The sequence below is a fragment of the Paenibacillus konkukensis genome (genome assembly GCF_023523925.1).
In the GTDB taxonomy this organism is placed as follows: domain Bacteria; phylum Bacillota; class Bacilli; order Paenibacillales; family NBRC-103111; genus Paenibacillus_S; species Paenibacillus_S doosanensis.
Genome location: NZ_CP027059.1, coordinates 676,816 through 693,943, shown reverse-complemented (window position 1 = coordinate 693,943; position 17,128 = coordinate 676,816). Strand labels below are relative to the sequence as shown.

Annotated in this window: 11 protein-coding genes and 1 riboswitch; all 11 genes read left to right on the top strand. The window is 55.1% G+C overall.

Translation table 11 applies throughout. The features are described from left to right. The first annotated feature begins 35 nt into the window (after positions 1-35). The 11 genes from SK3146_RS02940 to SK3146_RS02890 all read left to right on the top strand — a co-directional run bounded on the left by SK3146_RS02940 (position 36) and on the right by SK3146_RS02890 (position 17,122). The gene (locus tag SK3146_RS02940) at positions 36-1,052 is read left to right on the top strand and encodes a LacI family DNA-binding transcriptional regulator (protein ID WP_349655186.1); all 1,017 of its coding nucleotides are present in this window, start codon (positions 36-38) and stop codon (positions 1,050-1,052) included. Positions 1,053-1,165: 113 nt separating this feature from the next. Next, a complete protein-coding gene (locus SK3146_RS02935; RefSeq protein WP_249863664.1) occupies positions 1,166-2,155 on the top strand; it encodes a hypothetical protein in 990 nt (329 codons plus the stop codon). Between the two features lie 944 nt (positions 2,156-3,099). Then, positions 3,100-5,409, top strand: a complete 2,310-nt coding sequence (locus SK3146_RS02930; protein ID WP_249863663.1) for a helix-turn-helix domain-containing protein — start codon at positions 3,100-3,102, stop codon at positions 5,407-5,409. Positions 5,410-5,732: 323 nt separating this feature from the next. Then, positions 5,733-6,704, top strand: a complete 972-nt coding sequence (locus tag SK3146_RS02925; protein ID WP_249863662.1) for an ABC transporter permease — start codon at positions 5,733-5,735, stop codon at positions 6,702-6,704. Positions 6,705-6,746: 42 nt separating this feature from the next. After that, a complete protein-coding gene (locus SK3146_RS02920; RefSeq protein ID WP_249863661.1) occupies positions 6,747-7,613 on the top strand; it encodes a carbohydrate ABC transporter permease in 867 nt (288 codons plus the stop codon). Between the two features lie 39 nt (positions 7,614-7,652). Further along, complete coding sequence (locus SK3146_RS02915) at positions 7,653-9,218, top strand: extracellular solute-binding protein (RefSeq protein WP_249863660.1); 1,566 nt, start codon at positions 7,653-7,655, stop codon at positions 9,216-9,218. Between the two features lie 171 nt (positions 9,219-9,389). Then, complete coding sequence (locus tag SK3146_RS02910) at positions 9,390-11,273, top strand: hypothetical protein (RefSeq protein ID WP_249863659.1); 1,884 nt, start codon at positions 9,390-9,392, stop codon at positions 11,271-11,273. A 26-nt stretch (positions 11,274-11,299) separates the two neighbouring features. Beyond that, complete coding sequence (locus tag SK3146_RS02905) at positions 11,300-12,418, top strand: oligogalacturonate lyase family protein (RefSeq protein WP_249863658.1); 1,119 nt, start codon at positions 11,300-11,302, stop codon at positions 12,416-12,418. 52 nt (positions 12,419-12,470) lie between these two features. Beyond that, a riboswitch (ZMP/ZTP riboswitch) is annotated at positions 12,471-12,549 on the top strand. A gap of 160 nt (positions 12,550-12,709) precedes the next feature. Further along, the gene (locus SK3146_RS02900) at positions 12,710-13,702 is read left to right on the top strand and encodes a GNAT family N-acetyltransferase (RefSeq protein WP_249863657.1); all 993 of its coding nucleotides are present in this window, start codon (positions 12,710-12,712) and stop codon (positions 13,700-13,702) included. A gap of 131 nt (positions 13,703-13,833) precedes the next feature. Beyond that, on the top strand, positions 13,834-15,639 hold the full coding sequence (locus tag SK3146_RS02895; protein WP_249866155.1) for a sensor histidine kinase: 1,806 nt from the start codon (positions 13,834-13,836) through the stop codon (positions 15,637-15,639). Continuing rightward, positions 15,620-17,122 carry a response regulator gene (locus SK3146_RS02890; protein WP_249863656.1) on the top strand — a complete coding sequence of 501 codons (1,503 nt, stop codon included), beginning with the start codon at positions 15,620-15,622 and terminating at the stop codon, positions 17,120-17,122. The genes SK3146_RS02895 and SK3146_RS02890 overlap by 20 nt, the downstream gene beginning before the upstream one ends. Positions 17,123-17,128: the final 6 nt, after the last annotated feature.

Here is a 17,128-nt window from a genome sequence, read left to right as displayed (position 1 = left end):
ATAGCTTGCAAGAAGGCTAACTTAGGATAAGGTAGATGACTATGGATATTAAAATTGTCGATGTAGCCTCAAGAGCGGGCGTTTCTCCGGCTACCGTCTCCCGCGTGCTGAACAATACGGCCAACGTTAACGCCAAGACGAAAGAGAAGGTGATGGAGGTCATTCGGGAGCTGGGTTATTTGCCCAATGCGGCCGCCAAAAACCTTCGCTCGCAGAAAACGATGACCATCGGCGTCATTGTTCCGGAAATTAACAACTCTTACTATGCGGAAATTATTAAAGGCATCGAAAACAAGGCGTACGCCCAAAAATATAAAGTGATCATTTGCGATACGGGAAACAACAAGGAAAAGGAACTGGATTTTCTTAATCTGCTGATTAACCGGACGGTGGACAGCATGATTCTCGTCACTCCGCAGCTGTCCGAGGAGGAATTGGCGCGGATCGTCGACATGAATTATTCGATCGGCATCGTCGGGCGGTATGTCGGGAACGGCAAGGTGCCGTGCGTGTTTACGGATAACGTGAAATTTTCCAAGGAGGTCGTGCGCCATCTGGTAGAGCAGGGGCATAAAGAGATCGTGTTCTTAAGCGGTTACGCCGATGCGATTGACAGCTTCGAAAGGTTGGAGGGGTATATGAAGGCGCTCCGGGAGCATCACCTTCCGTTCTTGCCTGAGCTGATTGAGAACGGCGATTTCAACGAGCGGGGCGGCTATGAAGCGATGAAGCGACTGTTGGATAAGAAGGTCAGCTTTTCGGCCGTCTACGCGGCCAACGATGAAATGGCGCTCGGCGTATACAAGGCATGCCGCGAATTCAATATTGCGATTCCGGGACAAATTGCCGTCGTAGGGGTGGACAATGACAGAATCAGCCGGTACATTACCCCGAAGCTGAGCACGGTTAGCCAGCCGAAAATTCGCATGGGCAGAGCGATCGTCGACAAAATTCTTCATCAGTTGGAGCATGACTCGCTCAAGGAAGAAGACCGGGTTCTGGTGCTCGAATCCGAGCTGATTGTCCGCGAGTCGTCGGATATTCGGTTATAACGGAGTATTGTGCCGGGAAAGTGAAACCTTTTGGCGGGATATTGCGTCTTAGTAAGTATTGGAAAAAGCCGGGGGGCGGCTTGCCGCTCTGCGCAATCGCCTGAATTTTGTCAATGATGGCAGGATCTCAGGCGTTCCAATATGATAAAATGGATGAATATGCGATTCATAGGTTCGAATGGGGTGGAACAATGCGGCAAAAACAAGCAAAGGATCACAACAAAGGGAAGACGCCTCCGCTCAATAAGTCGGCGATGCTGGTGTCGGTATTCATGGCGACCGCGCTCGCCGGCTGCGGACAGACGCCGGCCAATCCTCCCGCAGCCGTGAACAATGCGGCGCAGCAGGTTGCCGCGGCTAACGGCGGCTACTCGGAGACGACGCAGCAGCCGGCGGACAATCAGCAAGCGCCTCCGTACGGCGGCACGCAGAAAGATTATTGCGCGGATGATAATAACGACAACCGCTGTGACGATTCGGGAGAAGCGTACGATAAGCAGTACGCTTACGACCATGACGGCGCGACCTATTACGGACGCAGCTCCTCGATTTCTTCGGGGCTGATCACGGGAGCGCTCGCCGGGGCTGCCATCGGGGCGATCGGCGCGGCTGCGGCCGGAGCCGGGAAAGCCCAGGCACCGGCCCCGTCCCAGCCTGCGGCGGGAACCGGCGGCAAGACCGCGCCGACGCCGGCGCCGTCCGGCAATGCGAACACGCCGACGACATCGTCGCGTACCGGATCGTTCGGCACGGCGAACGGCGGTTCCGGCAGCAGTGCCGGTACGGCGGAGAAAAGCGCCGGAGGGAACGCCGGTTCTAACGGGACGACGGGAAGCGGCTCTACTGGCTCAGCGAGCGCCACAGGAACAGCGAAGACGGGAACGAGCTCCAGCGGCGCCGCATCCTCCGGCTCGCATCCGGCGACAGGAAGCGCGTCCGGCTCCGGCTCATCGTCCGGAAGCTCGTCTTCTTCCGTATCCTCAGGCAGCAAGAGCGGCTCCAGCTCCTCAAGCGGTATTTCGAGCGGCACTTCCGGGTCCAAGGGCGGCATCGGCAGCTCTTCCTCCAGCAGCTCGCATTCCAGCGGGGGCTCCAGCAGCTGACGGAGACAGGCTTTCCTGCGCGTAGAATTCTTGTGCGGGCACGCTTCGCGCGCTGACCGCGGCTGCTCAGGTGGAAGCGGTAAGCTAACGGACGTCACGGCGCTTAATTCGCGTCAATTCGCCGTTTTGCAAATGCTAACGGACGTCATGGCGCTTATTCGCCTCAATCGGCTCGCTCCGGCGGCATATGGATCATCATAGCTGCATCCGTGTCCGTTAGAAATGATAAAGGCCGATATGGTCGTCAATAACGGCTGACATGTCCGTTACAGTTTGCATTGCGCCCAGCGCTCTCTTAGCAACAACCCGTACACGCTTCTTCATGAAGCTTGAACGGGTTGTTTTTCATTTTATCCATATGTTGTTTATCCTGCCAACTTTTTTATGATATGCTTTAGAAGCGCGGTGATTTCGTCGTGTCCTGCGGTCGATAGAAGTTTCCACTCGCTGTTGTAGCCGGATTTTTTTCATTTTGAACCGCTAAAGCGGAGAAAAGAAAATCCGTCTACAAAGGCGATCGCTTACGCTGCTCCAACTTTCTATCGACTCTTCGGCCGCTTATCGGACAGACTCTTAGAAGCCTGGTGAAAAAAGAGCGGAGGGGCCGTTTGAATCTGGAAAAGCGTAAGCGTTAAAACAATCCAAAGAATCCGTTTTCAACAGCGATTGGAGGAACAAATGGACGCCGCAGCCGGCCTTGTTCACCGCTCTTTTGCGAGTCTGTCCGACGAAAGTTGCCATTGCGCAGCATAGCGACTGAATCATGACTGCATAATTGGCCGCTAACGCTGCTTAGTTTCGGTCATTTGCATAGATACCTTACAACGTGTTTCATCGGACAGACTGTTAGTGAAGAGAGAAGGAAGCAAGTTTGCTGCGCCGATTATTTGAATCCGCTTACAAGTAGGCTGGGCGAACCAATAAATACAGGGGGAGAGGGATCTATGTTTCAAGGGAATATTACGGCCCGGTTCAAAATGATTTACGGAATCGTATTTTTGATGATCATATCCGCTACGGTATGGCTGTCGTACTTAAGCTCCAAGAGCAGTCTGGAGGATCAGCTGAAAAATACGAATATCGCTCTGCTCAGCCTGGTTCAGCAGAAGATCGAGATGATGCTGCGGGAGATCGACACGAACACGATTAACTTTATTCAGGAGCCGGAGGTTGCCTTCCTCCTGAACGGGCAGTATACGACCGACGAATTGCGGTTTAACCACTTCAATATTTTGAATGCGAAGTTCAAGACGCTGATGAATGCGAACAGCAATATTTCGTCCTTTTACCTGTATTCCATCCAGAACAAAAGCATGCTGACCGACAGCACGTACGCCGACGAGGCCGACTTCTACGATATGAGCTGGCTGCCCGCGTTTAACGGGATGACGAGGTACCAGCAATGGCTCGACACCCGCCCGATTACGCAAATTAGCAATGCATTTCAATTGGAAAAAAATGTGATATCCCTTGTGCGCCAATTTCCGTTAATCAGCAATCCGCAGTTCCGCAAAGGCGCCATTATCGTGAACGTCGACGAGAGGACGATAGCGGATCTGATGGAGGACGTGGACAAGCAGCGGCTCGGCCAAACGCTGGTCGTAAGCGAGCAGGGAACGATCATCTCCTCGCAAAATAAACAGCAGCTGTACGCACCGCTCGACAGTTTGCCGGCGGCGCCCGCTCTGGAGCAAATGCAGGGCACCGGCTATGCGATTGAAGACACCCCGGAAGGCAGCTTTACGACCTTCTACGTATCCAGCGCCTATAACGGCTGGAAGTATATCAGCATCGTGCCGAACCCGGTCATGAATCGGCCGCTGGAAATTACCCGCAACCTGCTGCTGGCGATCGCAGCGGGGATGTGCCTCGTGGCGATTGCGCTTGTCTATGCGGTAAGCAGCTACACGTTCCGTCCGCTGGACCGCTTCTTTCGTTCGTTTGCGGGTAAGAAAATGGAGCGTCCCGGCGATTTGACGTATATGGAGAAATTTTTCAAGCAGATGATGTCGGATAACGAATCGCTGCAAAAGCAGATGCACGAGAGCCTGCCCGCGCTCAAGTGGAGGCTCATCATGAGTCTTCTGATGGCCGATACGACAAGCTATAACCGCATGGTTCAATATTTCGACGTGCTGGGCATCCGCTTCTACGACTCCCGCTTTGTCGTTATGGTCATCGAGCTGGACCGGATTCAGGAGATCGCCTCCCCGCGCGATGTTTATCTGTTCACCTATGCGATCAGCAATGTCGCCCAGGAGCTGGTATCGGGCGTATGCAGCGGAGTGGCGGTCGAGATCAGCGACGGCAGCGCAGCCGCCATTATGAGCTTCGAGGAGGACGATCCCAAGGCCAACCAGATTCAGGCGCTGCAGGCGGCCGATCTGGTCAAGGATTACGTGGAGACTCATTTCAAGCAGACGGTGACGATCGGCGTCGGGAGCCCTCATCTTCATCTGAAAGGGATTCACCGGTCATATCAGGAAGCCCTCAACGCGCTGAAGTATAAACTGATCATGGGAGAGAATACGGTCATTTCCGTCGACGATATTACCGGCAATCACAACGATCAATTTTACCGGATATGGGCGCTCGGCGATTCGGTCGTCGGACATATTCGCAACCCGGACGAAACGAAGCTGGAGGAGCAGCTGGATGTGCTGTTCGGGCAGATTATCGCAAGCAGCGTGCCTCCGGAAATGATCAAGCAAATGTGCATTCAGCTGATCATGAAGTCGATCAAGGCGGTTTCGGAGAAAGGGCTCGATATTAAGCGATTTCTCGATCCGAACGAAAATATTTATTACCGGATCGATTCCTGCGGCAGCGTGGACGAAATCAAACGATATATCGCCTCGTTCCTGAAGCAGCTTATCGTTCTGGCCGGCGAGAAGCGGGAAGGAAAAGGCAGCGGCGATACGATCGGACAGGTGATCCGTTATTTGGAGCAGCATTATATGGACAGCGATTTGTCGCTTAATCTGATGGCTTCGCAGTTCGGCCTGAGCGTGCCTTATTTGAGCAAGCTGTTCAAAGAGACGACCGAGACGAACTTCATGGATCACCTGATCCGCATCCGGATGGAAAAGTCGAAGGAGCTGCTCGCCGATCCGAAGCTGAAAATCGGAGCGATCGCAGAGAGCGTAGGCTACAACAATCCGCAAAGCTTTATCCGCATTTTCAAAAAGTATACCGGCCTAACACCCGGAGAATACCGGGAAACGACGCTCCATAGCGGTGAAAATCAAGATTAGGTTAAAAAAGGTGAGCGGATTAAAAAATGAGAACGGCGGCTGAAGGACAGCAACTTAAAGTCATAGAAAAAAAATAATCCCAAAATCCGGGCAAGAGCGTTCGCCCCGGTCCGCGGTGTTCGGCCCGTTCAAGGGCAAAGCAACGACCGGGGACAGCTGCGCCGGGAAGAACGATGGACGCCGCAGCGGGCTTTTTCGCCTCATTTCTATAGCCAAGGCTTAAAAACGGTGCAAAGGATTAAAAAGTGAATATTTCCAAGTTGCGCCCTCAGCGTATACGATGACAATGTAATCCGAGAGCGCAGAGAGAGGAGGTGGAACGCATGAGTTCACCAATCGGCGATATCGCAGAGCAAAGCCGGACCGTATCGTCCGCGCAGGCCGGAAGATGGAAGGCGGCATGGAAATATATCAAACGCGACAAATATTTATACCTGCTGCTCGTTCCGGTGCTGGCGTATTATTTGATCTTTAAGTACGCGCCGATGTTCGGCGAAATTATCGCATTCAAAAACTACCGGTTCGCGGACGGGATTTGGGGGAGCCAGTGGGCCGGGCTCAAGCATTTCCAGCGGCTGTTTACCAGTCCGGATTTTTTCAATGTACTGAAAAATACGCTGCTGCTGAATGTATACAGCATCGTCTTCGCTTTTCCCGTCCCGATCTTGCTGGCGATTTTGCTCAACGAGGTGCGGGTCGAGTGGTACAAACGAATGATACAAAATCTGCTCTATATTCCGCATTTTATTTCCTGGGTCGTTCTGGGCGGTATCGTCATCGCGCTGCTGTCGCCGTCCACGGGCATCGTCAATACCGTGCTGAAGCTGCTTGGGCTGGAGCCGGTCTACTTCATGGCGAGCAACTTCTGGTGGCCGATCATGTTTATTGTGTCGGGCATATGGCAGAGCGCGGGCTGGGGGACGATTCTGTATTTGGCGGCTATGGCGGGCATCGACCCGCAGCTGTACGAAGCGGCCAAGATCGACGGAGCGAGCAAGCTTCGCCGCATTTGGCATGTAACGATTCCCGGCATCCGCAGCACGATTGCGATACTGCTCATTCTCCGGGTCGGGCAGATGATGGACGTCGGCTTCGAGCAAGTCTTTATTTTGCAAAATAAAGCGGTATACGAAGTTTCGAACGTTATCAGCACCTATGTATACCATGTCGGACTGGAAGGGGCGCAGTACAGCTACACGACGGCGCTCGGGTTGTTTCAATCGGTCATCGGGCTCATTCTGGTCGTCGGCGTGAACAAACTGATTAAGGCCATGGGGGAAAACGGGCTATGGTAAGGAGGGAAACGAATGTCCGGTCACTCATCACCAGCTTCTCGATTGCTTTATAGTTTACTGTATGTCATCCTTGCGTCTTTGGCCGTCATGACTTTGTTTCCTTTCGTCAACGTGCTGGCTACTTCCTTAAGCGGTTCCAGAGCGATCAGCTCCGGAGAAGTGTTCTTGTGGCCGAAGGATGTTACCTTCGCATCGTTCAGCAATCTGATTCAGGACGGCCAGCTGCTGGTCGCGATGAAAAACACCGTCGTCATTACGGTCGTCGGAACGGCGCTCAATATCGCGATGACGATCATAGCGGCCTATCCGCTCAGCCGTAAGCGGCTCAAGGGACGCAGCGCGTTCCTGATGATCATCACCTTCACGATGCTGTTCGGCGGCGGGTTAATTCCGAATTATATCCTGATTAAAACGCTGGGGATTATGAACACCTATTGGGCGCTATGGCTGCCGGGACTGCTCAGCACGTACAACTTTTTCGTGATGAAGACGTTTTTCGAGAATTTGCCGGCGGAGCTGGAGGAATCGGCGTCGATCGACGGCGCCAACGATCTGGTCATTATATGGCGCATTATTCTTCCGCTGTCGCTGCCGATTATCGCTGCGCTGACACTGTTCTATGCGGTGGGCTGGTGGAATTCGTACATGAACGTGCTGATGTACATTACGAGCTCCGGCAAGCAGTCGCTGATGGTCAAGCTGCTGCAGATGATCGATACGACGAGCCAGAGCTTGCTCAATGCCGGCGCGACGAACGGAGGCGAGGGCGCGGTCATGCAGACGCTGGTTTCGCCGGAAGGCATCCGGGCGGCGGCCATCATGATTTCGGTGACGCCGATCTTATGCGTCTATCCGTTCCTGCAAAAATATTTTGTCAAGGGCGTCTTAATCGGTTCGTTGAAAGGATAAAGCGATTGCAGGTTATATAAACAGGAGGCGAAGTTATCGATGATCCAACGTAAACGTATGGCCGTTTTGCTGGGCACGACTCTGCTTACGACGATGGTTGCAGCCTGCTCCTCGGGGAGCGAGGAAGGACAGAGCGGCGACGGAAAAAAGGACGACGGCTCGAAAAAGCCCGAGGTCAGCATCTCGATCCTCGATCGCGGGCAAATCGCCAGCGACGAAGGCACCTACGAAAGCAATCGCGTAACGAAGTATATTAACGAGAAATCGGGACTTAACGTTAAATGGGTGCCGATTTTGCGCACACAGTCGACGCAGAAGCTGAATACGCTTATTGCGGCGGGGGAAGCGCCGGACTTGATGTGGGAATACGGGCGCGATTATATGTCGACGCTCAAGGATCAAGGCGCGATTCAGCCGATCGACGAGTATATTGAGAAATACAGCACTTCGTACAAGGCGTATTTGCAAGCGCATCCGGAGTTGAAGCCGTATACGATGTTCGACGGCAAGACGTATATCGCCACCAGCGCGCGCGGAATCGATGCGATAGCGAACCATGCGATGTGGATTCGGCAGGATTGGCTCGACAAGCTCGGCTTGAAGATGCCGACGACGATGGATGAACTGATGACGGTGCTGCGCGCCTTCAAAGATAAGGACCCTGACGGCAACGGGAAAAACGATACGCTCGGCGCCGCCTTCAATTTTAACTATACCGGGATTATTCAGGCCTTGTATGCGGCCCACGGAGGGCTGTGGTATCTGGAAGGCGACAAAATTGTCAAAGGCAACTTTACGGACAGATACGCCGATGTTCTGGCCACGCTGAAAGCGATGTTTGACGAAGGGCTGGTCGATAAGGAATATATTACCGATAAAAACTATCAAAAGGAACGGCAGCTGTTTGTTACGGGCAAGGCGGGCGTTTATTTTGCAAGCTGGAATATTCCATCGGAGTACCGCGAGCTGAAGCAAAACGTGCCGGATGCGAAGCTCGTTCCCTTCGAGCCCGTCTCCACGAAATACGGCAAGTTCGGTCTGTACCAAGAGCCGCCTGCCAACAAGCTGATCGTTTTCAACAAAAATATGAAGGACCCGCAAGCCGCCATCAAGCTGCTCGACTGGATGATCGACAAAAACTGGTTCGACGTCCGCTTCGGTCAAGAAGGCGTGCACTACAAGCTGGTGAACGGGGTTCCGCAAGCGATCGACGCCGAGAAGAACAAAAAGGAGATCATCTATGCTCCTGAGTACGCCGTGCTCGATCAATACAGTCCGAAGCCGGAAGATTTCGCGATTATGGCGGCCCAGGATACCATCTCGCAAGAGTACGCCAAGTTGCAGGGCGAATCGCTGACGGTAGCGATGAAAAATAAATTCCGTCGGGACATTCCGTTCAACCCTACGTTCCCTGAGTTGAGCGAAATTCAAACGTCGTTCGCTCCGCTGTCGGAAGAAATTGAGACGAAGGTCATTACCGGAGGAACGCAGTACACGCCGCAGTGGGGGATGGAGCAGCTGCGCAAGGAATGGAAGCGTCTTGGCGGGGATAATGTCGACAAGCTGGCGCAAGAATGGTATCAGAAAAATTTGAAGGGGCAGTGATGCGGCAACCTGTGGCGCACGACGGCCGGTTAAAGCCGAGGCGCCGCCGCAGTAGCGATCATGAGGCGTTCCGTCACGGCGGCAGTTCCGCTGCGGACAGGATAACGGACGTCTCTCTCTAACAAATTAATGTCATTAAATATTAATGATATAAATAAGGAGTGGAAACCTATGACGATCGACCATCATCGCATGCTGTTTAAGGAGCTGGAGCGCTGGCATCCCGACTACAATCCGGAGCTGAAGATGGTTCGCAGGCCGTTCAGTTCTCCCGGCTACCATACGACGCTGAAGCGGGAGCAGGTGACGCATACGCATCCGACCTTGGCGGCGCTTGTCTACGCGCTGGGGCTGCTCGACTCGGAGGACGAAGCGCTGGCCGCCCGGGCGTCGGATATTATCGGCAAGGTCATCGGCCTCCAGGATCAAAACCGCGAGAACGCGACCTTCGGCATTTGGTCGTGGTTTCTGGAGGAGCCGCTGTCCATGATGGCGCCGCCCGACTGGAACTGGGCCGACTTCTGCGGCAAGCGGCTTGTGCTGGCGGAGCAGCGCCACGGACAGCGCTTTAGCGCGGAGCTGAGAGAGCGGCTGCGCCACGCCGTATACTGCGCATGCGATGCGATCATGAAGCGCAACGTCGGCCCCGGCTATACGAATATAGCCATTATGGGAGCGTTCGTGACGCTGATTGCCGGCGAAGTGTACGGGGAAGAGCGTTACCGGGACTACGGCTTGGAGCGTCTGCGCAAGTTCAGCGACTATACGAAGGAGCTTGGAACATTCCAGGAATTCAACAGCCCGACCTATACGGTCGTCGCGATTCAGGAGTTGTCGAGCATCCATACGTCGACCGGTCTGGAGGAAGCGAAGCAGCTGAGCGCCGATATGCTCGATGTCGCCTGGAGAATGGTCGCCGAGCATTATCACGTGCCGACGGGCGAATGGTCCGGCCCGCACAGCCGCAGCTACAGCACGGCGATGACGGATGCGGTCCGCTCCTTCCTCGAGCTGGCGTGTCCGGGCTCGCTGTCGCTGCTTCCCGAAGAACGGTTCGCCTACAATCTCGATTGGTACGGCAGCGGGATTCGCTGCCCCGAAGCGTACATATCCGCTTTCCGCCAGGCGCAAACCGGGGAATTCAGGCAGGTCGTGCAGAGAAGCGCCGCCGGTGAGCCGGTGAATACGGCGACGACCTACAAGGACGAGCGGATCAGCCTCGGCACGTTCAGCAGGGACGTCATGTGGAATCAGCGGCGCAATCTGCTCGCCTATGTGCCGAACGGGGAAGGCTTTACCTATATGCATCTGCGTTTTTTGCACGACGGATACGATTATTCGTCGGCCGTCTTCTACGGCGAGCAGCTGCAAAACGACGTTCTGTTCGGCATCGGCTTCTGCACGGACGGCGGGGACACCCATATCGGGCTCGATCCGATCGACGGGACGATCGAGGCGTCCGACCTGCGGCTGCGGTTGGAATTCGGCGGCAGTCAGGAAGGCGTTGCGGCGGATTTGACCGACGCTTGGAGCGAAGCCGCCGCTGAAGCGGGCACCGCGCTTGAAGCCGCTAGCGGCAGCGCCGCCGCAACGCGCGGAGGGGCGGATCTGCGGACGGCGAACGTGCGGCTGGATCGCGGGCTTGCCGTGCAGGCGCAGGTTTTGTTCGCTGCCTTCGACGGCGAACGCCCCGAATGGAAGATAAGCGCGGACGAAGGCAAATTATGCGTAGACTATGTGATCTACGCCGGAGCCAGGAAGCGCTTCGATTTTCGCGGCATGGAGCAGGCGCTGCTCGTGTTCGCCCTGCGTCTGGGCAGCGCAGCGGAGCCGGCGGGGCTGAACGCGTCCGCCGTGCCGGAGCGCGCCGCCGCCGCTGTTTCGGCTTCGGCCGAGAGGAAGCCGGAGGGCCCCGGCGCTGCGGCTCCGGAGGCCGCCGAAGCGGCTGAGCGCCGTCCGCGCGTGCATGCCGAATGGCATACGGACGGCGGCGGGACGCTGCGGCTGAGCCTGCCGCTTAAACCCGCGCCGAAGCAGGAGATGCTTCAGCCATAGCAAACGCGAAGAAAGGGGAGCTTCATATGTCCAAAGGAACTGTGGTAACCAATGAGTTTGCCGAATATACGGACGCATACACCGGCCGCAAGGTAACCAGGCTCACGTCGCCGGAGTATATGAGCCACCACCCTTATTTTTATTATAAAATGGTGACGGACGATAGCCGTTATCTTATTTACGCCAGCGACAGAGAAGGCGATGGAGCGCGCCAGCTGTACAAGATGGATTTGCACGACGGCACGGCGGTGCAGCTGACCGAAGGCGGCGGCGTCCATGATTTCAGCTGCTCGCTTACGAGCGACGACAAGCATTTGATCTTTTGCCGGGATCAGCGCGTAATCCGGATGGATTTGGCTTCCTTGAGCGAGGAGACGATCTATGAGACGCCGGCCGGCTGGCAGGCGAACGCCAATCCGGGATTGAGCCCGGACGACCGTTACCTGGTGCTGACCGAGATGAACGAGCGGGATGTCGTGCCCGAACGGGGCGATTGGTCGACCTTCGAACCGCAGTGGGCGGCGAGGCCGCACTGCCGGATCGTCTATGTGGACATCGAGCGCCGCACTTCCCATGTCGTTCATGAAGAGCCGCATTGCTGGCTCGGTCATCCGCAGATTCGGCCGGGCGATCCGTCGACGATCCTGTTCTGCCACGAAGGGCCGTGGAACCGGATCGACGCGAGGCTGTGGCTGATTCAAGCCGACGGCTCGAATATGCGCTGCGCGAAGCCGCAAACGCATGAAGAGCTGATCACGCATGAATATTGGCTCGCCGACGGCTCCAGGTTTGCGTTTGTTTACCGCCATCACGAGCAGGGACTGAAGGAGAGCATCCGGTTTATCGATCCCGCGACGCTGAAGGAAGAGATTTGGATGGAATGCTCCAAGTACTGCCATTTTATTTCCAACCGGGATCATACGTTCATCGTCGGCGACGGCCAGCTGCCGGAGGAGCATTTCATTTATCTCGTCGATGTACAGAAGCGGACCGAGGAGAAGCTGTGCTCTCACGGCACCAGCTGGAAAGGCTACGGCAACACGCAGGACGCCCATCCTCACCCGTCGTTTGCTCCCGACAGCTCCTTCGTTATTTTTACGTCCGACCGGGAAGGGATGCCTTGCATTTACCGGGCCGAGCTGTAAAATAAGGATTGCTATTATCTGAATTTTCTGATATAAAAAGATTAATGAAAAACGGACTGCGCGCGACTGGCGGAGCATGGGGAACCATGAGGGAGCGCGCAGCGGATGAGCCGTACGCCTGGGCGAAGTATTCGGTCTATTATGGACCGGATACTTTTTTTCGTTTTCCCGGGCACGCAGGAGCAACGGTTCCCGAGAACGGCGGGGAACAGGTCGACGTTGCCGGGAGCAACGGGAATTTGCCGTTATTTAACTTTTACTGTGAATGAATAGGAGAAGGAGGAAATTCGAATGAACATTCGCTGGCTGCAAGCAGAAGACATCCGTGAGGTAGAGGCGATGATGGCGGACTATCCGCTGCAATATCCGAAGTTTGTGAGGGAGCGCTATCCGTCCCGCTGGGCGGACCATTTGCGTACGAAAAACCGAAACGCATGCGGCTATGCCGTCGCCGTGTCGGAGGGGGAGCGGCTGATTGTCGGCCATGCGGGCTATGTGTTCAATCAGGAAGCCGGGATGTACGAGATCGTCGGAGTGGTCGTTTCATCTCGGTATGGACGTCAAGGGACGGGAAGAGCGCTGCTGCGATTCGTCGAAGAGCGGCTTCGCAGCGAGGGAGCGGAGCAGGTGTTTCTGCATACGCTGGGGCATCCCGGCAATGAAGGGACGCTTTGTTTTTATCGCAGTATCGGTTATTTTCAAACAAGCCATGAAATCGATTTCTTCAGGTCCGGTTACCACCGGGTTACGTTCGTCAGACGGCTTGCCCGCGATGAGACGGCGGAATCGGCTCTGACGATCCGGCCCGCGGTGAGCGAAGAGGAGCGGGAGACATTCGCTTCGATCCTGGAGGAAGGGGCGTTCTGGCTCGCCGATCGGGGAGCGGCAATGTGCACGAAGCGGCAGGTGACGGCGGAGTCCATCGCTGCAGCCTACGGCCGGGAAGGGCTGTACGTCGCCTATGTGAATGGACAGGCGGCGGGTGCCGTGATTGTGCAAGCCGGCCTAGACGGGGGCCAGCCAGACGGTCCGCAGGCAGACGCGCTCCGGCTGCACAAGCTGTGCGTGCGCCGGGCCTATGCGGGAACGGGCTTGTCCAGAAGAATCGTCGGTTGGACTATCGCCTATGCCCGTGAGAAGGGCTTGCGGCGGGTACGGCTGGACTGTGCCGCAGACAGGCCCAAGCTTTGCGCGTTCTACGAAAGCTTGGGATTTCGCAAGGCTGGCGAGACGCTAGTATTGGGCAAATACCCGACGGCTTTTTACGAGTACGGCTGGGAATAAGAAGGCGTGGGATTATTTTACATTTGCGCGAGCGGCTAGGTCCGTAGTATATAATAAGTTTACTATGACCGCGCATAACAGCATAACGCCGCCTGGTCTCTATATCGTAGAAGGGAAGAAGCAGGGTGAAGATGAAGCTTCCGGCCAGCTCGTTTCAGAACAAGCTTATGCTATCGTATCTCGTCATTATTTTAATTCCCGTTTTGTCCGCGCTGTTTATATTGGGGCTCGATTTTTACAACCAAACGAAGCGCAGCTACGAAGATATTATGAATCAATTGAACAAGCGGACCAACCTGATCGTATCCGATTTTTTTTCCAACATATCGCGTTATTCTTATTTTTATTTGACGGATAACCGCTTGAAGCGGATTTTGGAGAAGAAGAACGTGCAGAGCAATCTGGAATTTATCGACGACGCCAACTATATGCAGCAAGCGATGGATCAGAACCTGCTGATGAACGGGCAGCTCGTCGGCATTTCGGTCACGGGCGTTAATGGAAGGGTTTACAGCAGCACCGGCGCCAATACCGGATACCTTGACAAGCTGCTCGGCGAACTGCCTGCGGATAAACTGCGGAAGGGCAAAATTATTGTCACCAACGCTTATGAAAGCAATATTGTCAGCAATCAAGGGAAGGTCGTTTCCGTGCTGCGTTACTTATCGGATTTGGATCATGTGAAGGGGCAGGACGTCTACGCGAAGCTGGACATCAAGTTTAAGGTCATCGAGAATCTGTTCGGGGGGATTTCGGGGTCCAACAGCGAGGTGGGGACGATTGTGTTTGCAGGCGATAAACTGATTTACAACACGGCGGAATATTCGTTCGACGGCGAGGCGGTCAGCAAGATTATGGCGCAGTTTACAAAAGGCGGGGAGCATGAGAACCGGCTGGTGCAATTGACGTTGGGCGGCGAGAAGTATATGTTTACGGCGACCTGGAACGACATTACCGGCTGGTCGATCATCCAGTTTATCCCGTCGCGAGTCATTGACAACGCATTCAGCAAAAACGTAGGAAGGTACGTATCGATCAGCGTGCTCTGCGTGGCCGCTGCCGTCGCTCTGGCAGTGTTATTCTCCCGGCGTCTGCTGCAGCCGATTCACAATTTGATCAAAGCGATGAAGATCGTCGATTCCGGGTCGCTGGATCAAATGCTTGCCGACGAGCAGCGCAAGGATGAGATCGGCAAGCTGATTCAGAGCTATAACGTGATGATCGCGAGATTGAAGGAGAGCCGGGAGAAGGAGCGCAGAGCCGGAGAGCTGCAAAAACAAGCGGAAATGGGGATGCTGCAGGCGCAAATTAACCCGCATTTTCTGTACAATACGCTGAACACGATGCATTCCATTGCGGAGCTGCACCGCTTCGAGCCGATTTCGGTTATGGCCCGCTCGTTATCCGGCATGTACCGTTACAATCTGAAGTCCAAGGACAGAGTGACGGTGCGCATGGAGCTTGAGCAAATTAACAACTATATACGCATCCAGCAAATCCGGTTCGTCGATAAATTCGACGTGAAATACGAGATCGATGAAGCGATAGCCGACTATCGCATGCTGAAATTTTTGCTGCAGCCGATCGTTGAAAATTCGTTTCATCACGGTCTTGAGCCCAAAGGGGGGAAAGGGACGCTGGTCTTGTCCGTCCGCAAGCAGGGCCATACGCTGCATATCAAGATTCAAGACGACGGCGTAGGGATGAGCGAGCGGCGGCTGGAGGAGCTGAACCGTTCGTTGCGGCAAGCCGATGGAGCGGAGCCTTCTCAGGGGAACCGCCATATCGGACTGAGCAATGTGAGCGCGAGGATCAAGAATTTTTACGGAGAAGATTACTGGCTGCGGATTACTTCCCGGCTGCATGAAGGGACCTGTGTGGAAATGCTGATTCCGGCGGATAAGGAGGAGGATACGAATGAGAATCCTAGTCGTTGACGACGAATATTACGCGCGCAAGGCGCTGCTGCAGACGATCCGGGATTGGGACCCCGAAGCGGCCTTGGACGAAGCCGAGGACGGGGAAGAGGCGCTGGGGAAATTGCGCGCGCAGCCGTACGAGCTGCTCTTCTCGGATATTCGCATGCCGAAGCTGGACGGGCTGCAGCTCGCTGCCGCCGTTCACAGCGAATTCCCGTCCGTATTCAATGTGATTATTAGCGGCTACGACGATTTTCAATACGCACAAAAAGCGATCGTATACCAAGTGAAGGATTATCTGCTTAAGCCGGCGGACAAGACGGCGATATGGTCCATACTGGAGAAAACGCGGGCCTGCACGGAGCAGGCTGAGCAGGAAGCGATCAGGCAGCGCTTGGGCGACCTGCTGTATACCGAAAATGCGGACGGGATTCATGCCGCTGATTTACCGCCGCTTGCCTGCTACCGGACGGTTATCGCTCAAGCGGACGATCTGCAAGAAGCGAGATTGGTCCGCTTTCTGCAGGAAATCTTCGGTGCGAAGGCGGCGCCCGTCTATGCATTCCGCGACCGGCGATACCCGGACCGGATCGTTGCGGTGTGGGCGGGCGAGACGCCGTCCGCCGATGCGAGCCCGGGCTGGCCGGCTAAATGCCAAGCGGCGTTCAGGAAGCTTGCGGGGGAAATCGGCGGCCCCGTATTCATCGGCATCAGCGCCGCGCACAGCGCCCCGGAAGAGCTGTGCGCCTCGTACCGGGAGGCCAAGTCTGCGGTTTTGTACAAGTTTTTTGGCGAGGACGGCCGCGGGATATTCATCTTCGAGGAGGTGTCCCGGAACAAGCGGTACAATTACGAGCTGCTGGACGAGCTGCTGCCGCCGCTGTACAACAAGTTAATACGGGGCCAACAGGACGAAGCTGCGGCGATTGTGGACCGGCTGTTATCGGCGGCCATCGAGTCCGGGATGTCGGTTCATGCGCTGGCAAGCACTTGCTCCAAAATCATCGCGGCGTTCAATTCGGTCATTGAGCATATCAACGAGAATCATTCCGAGTCTGTCCCTTATCTCGAACCGGCCGATTTGCATCAATTCCGCGATGCACGGGAGCTGCGGACCTATTTTGACCGGAAGCTGGTTCTGCTCGGGGAGCGGATCGCCTCGTTGCGGAAAAAAGAAGACGTGGTCGAGCTGATCAAAGACTATGTGGAACGAAATTACCGGTATAACATTATGCTGGACGATATGGCCAAAAACATGTTTTATACCGACGCTTCCTATCTCAGTCGGCTGTTTAAGAAAAAAAACGGGACGAGCTTCTCCCAGTTCCTTCTGTCGGTCAGAATGAGAAACGCCAAAAAGCTGCTGGAAACAAGCACCGCGCTCACGGTTGCGGAGGTCGCCAACGCCGTCGGCTTCAACGATTATTCGTATTTTATTCAAATGTATAAAAAGTTTTACGGGGAGACGCCCGGGCAAAGCAAGAAACGAGAGCAAAGCTGACAAGGG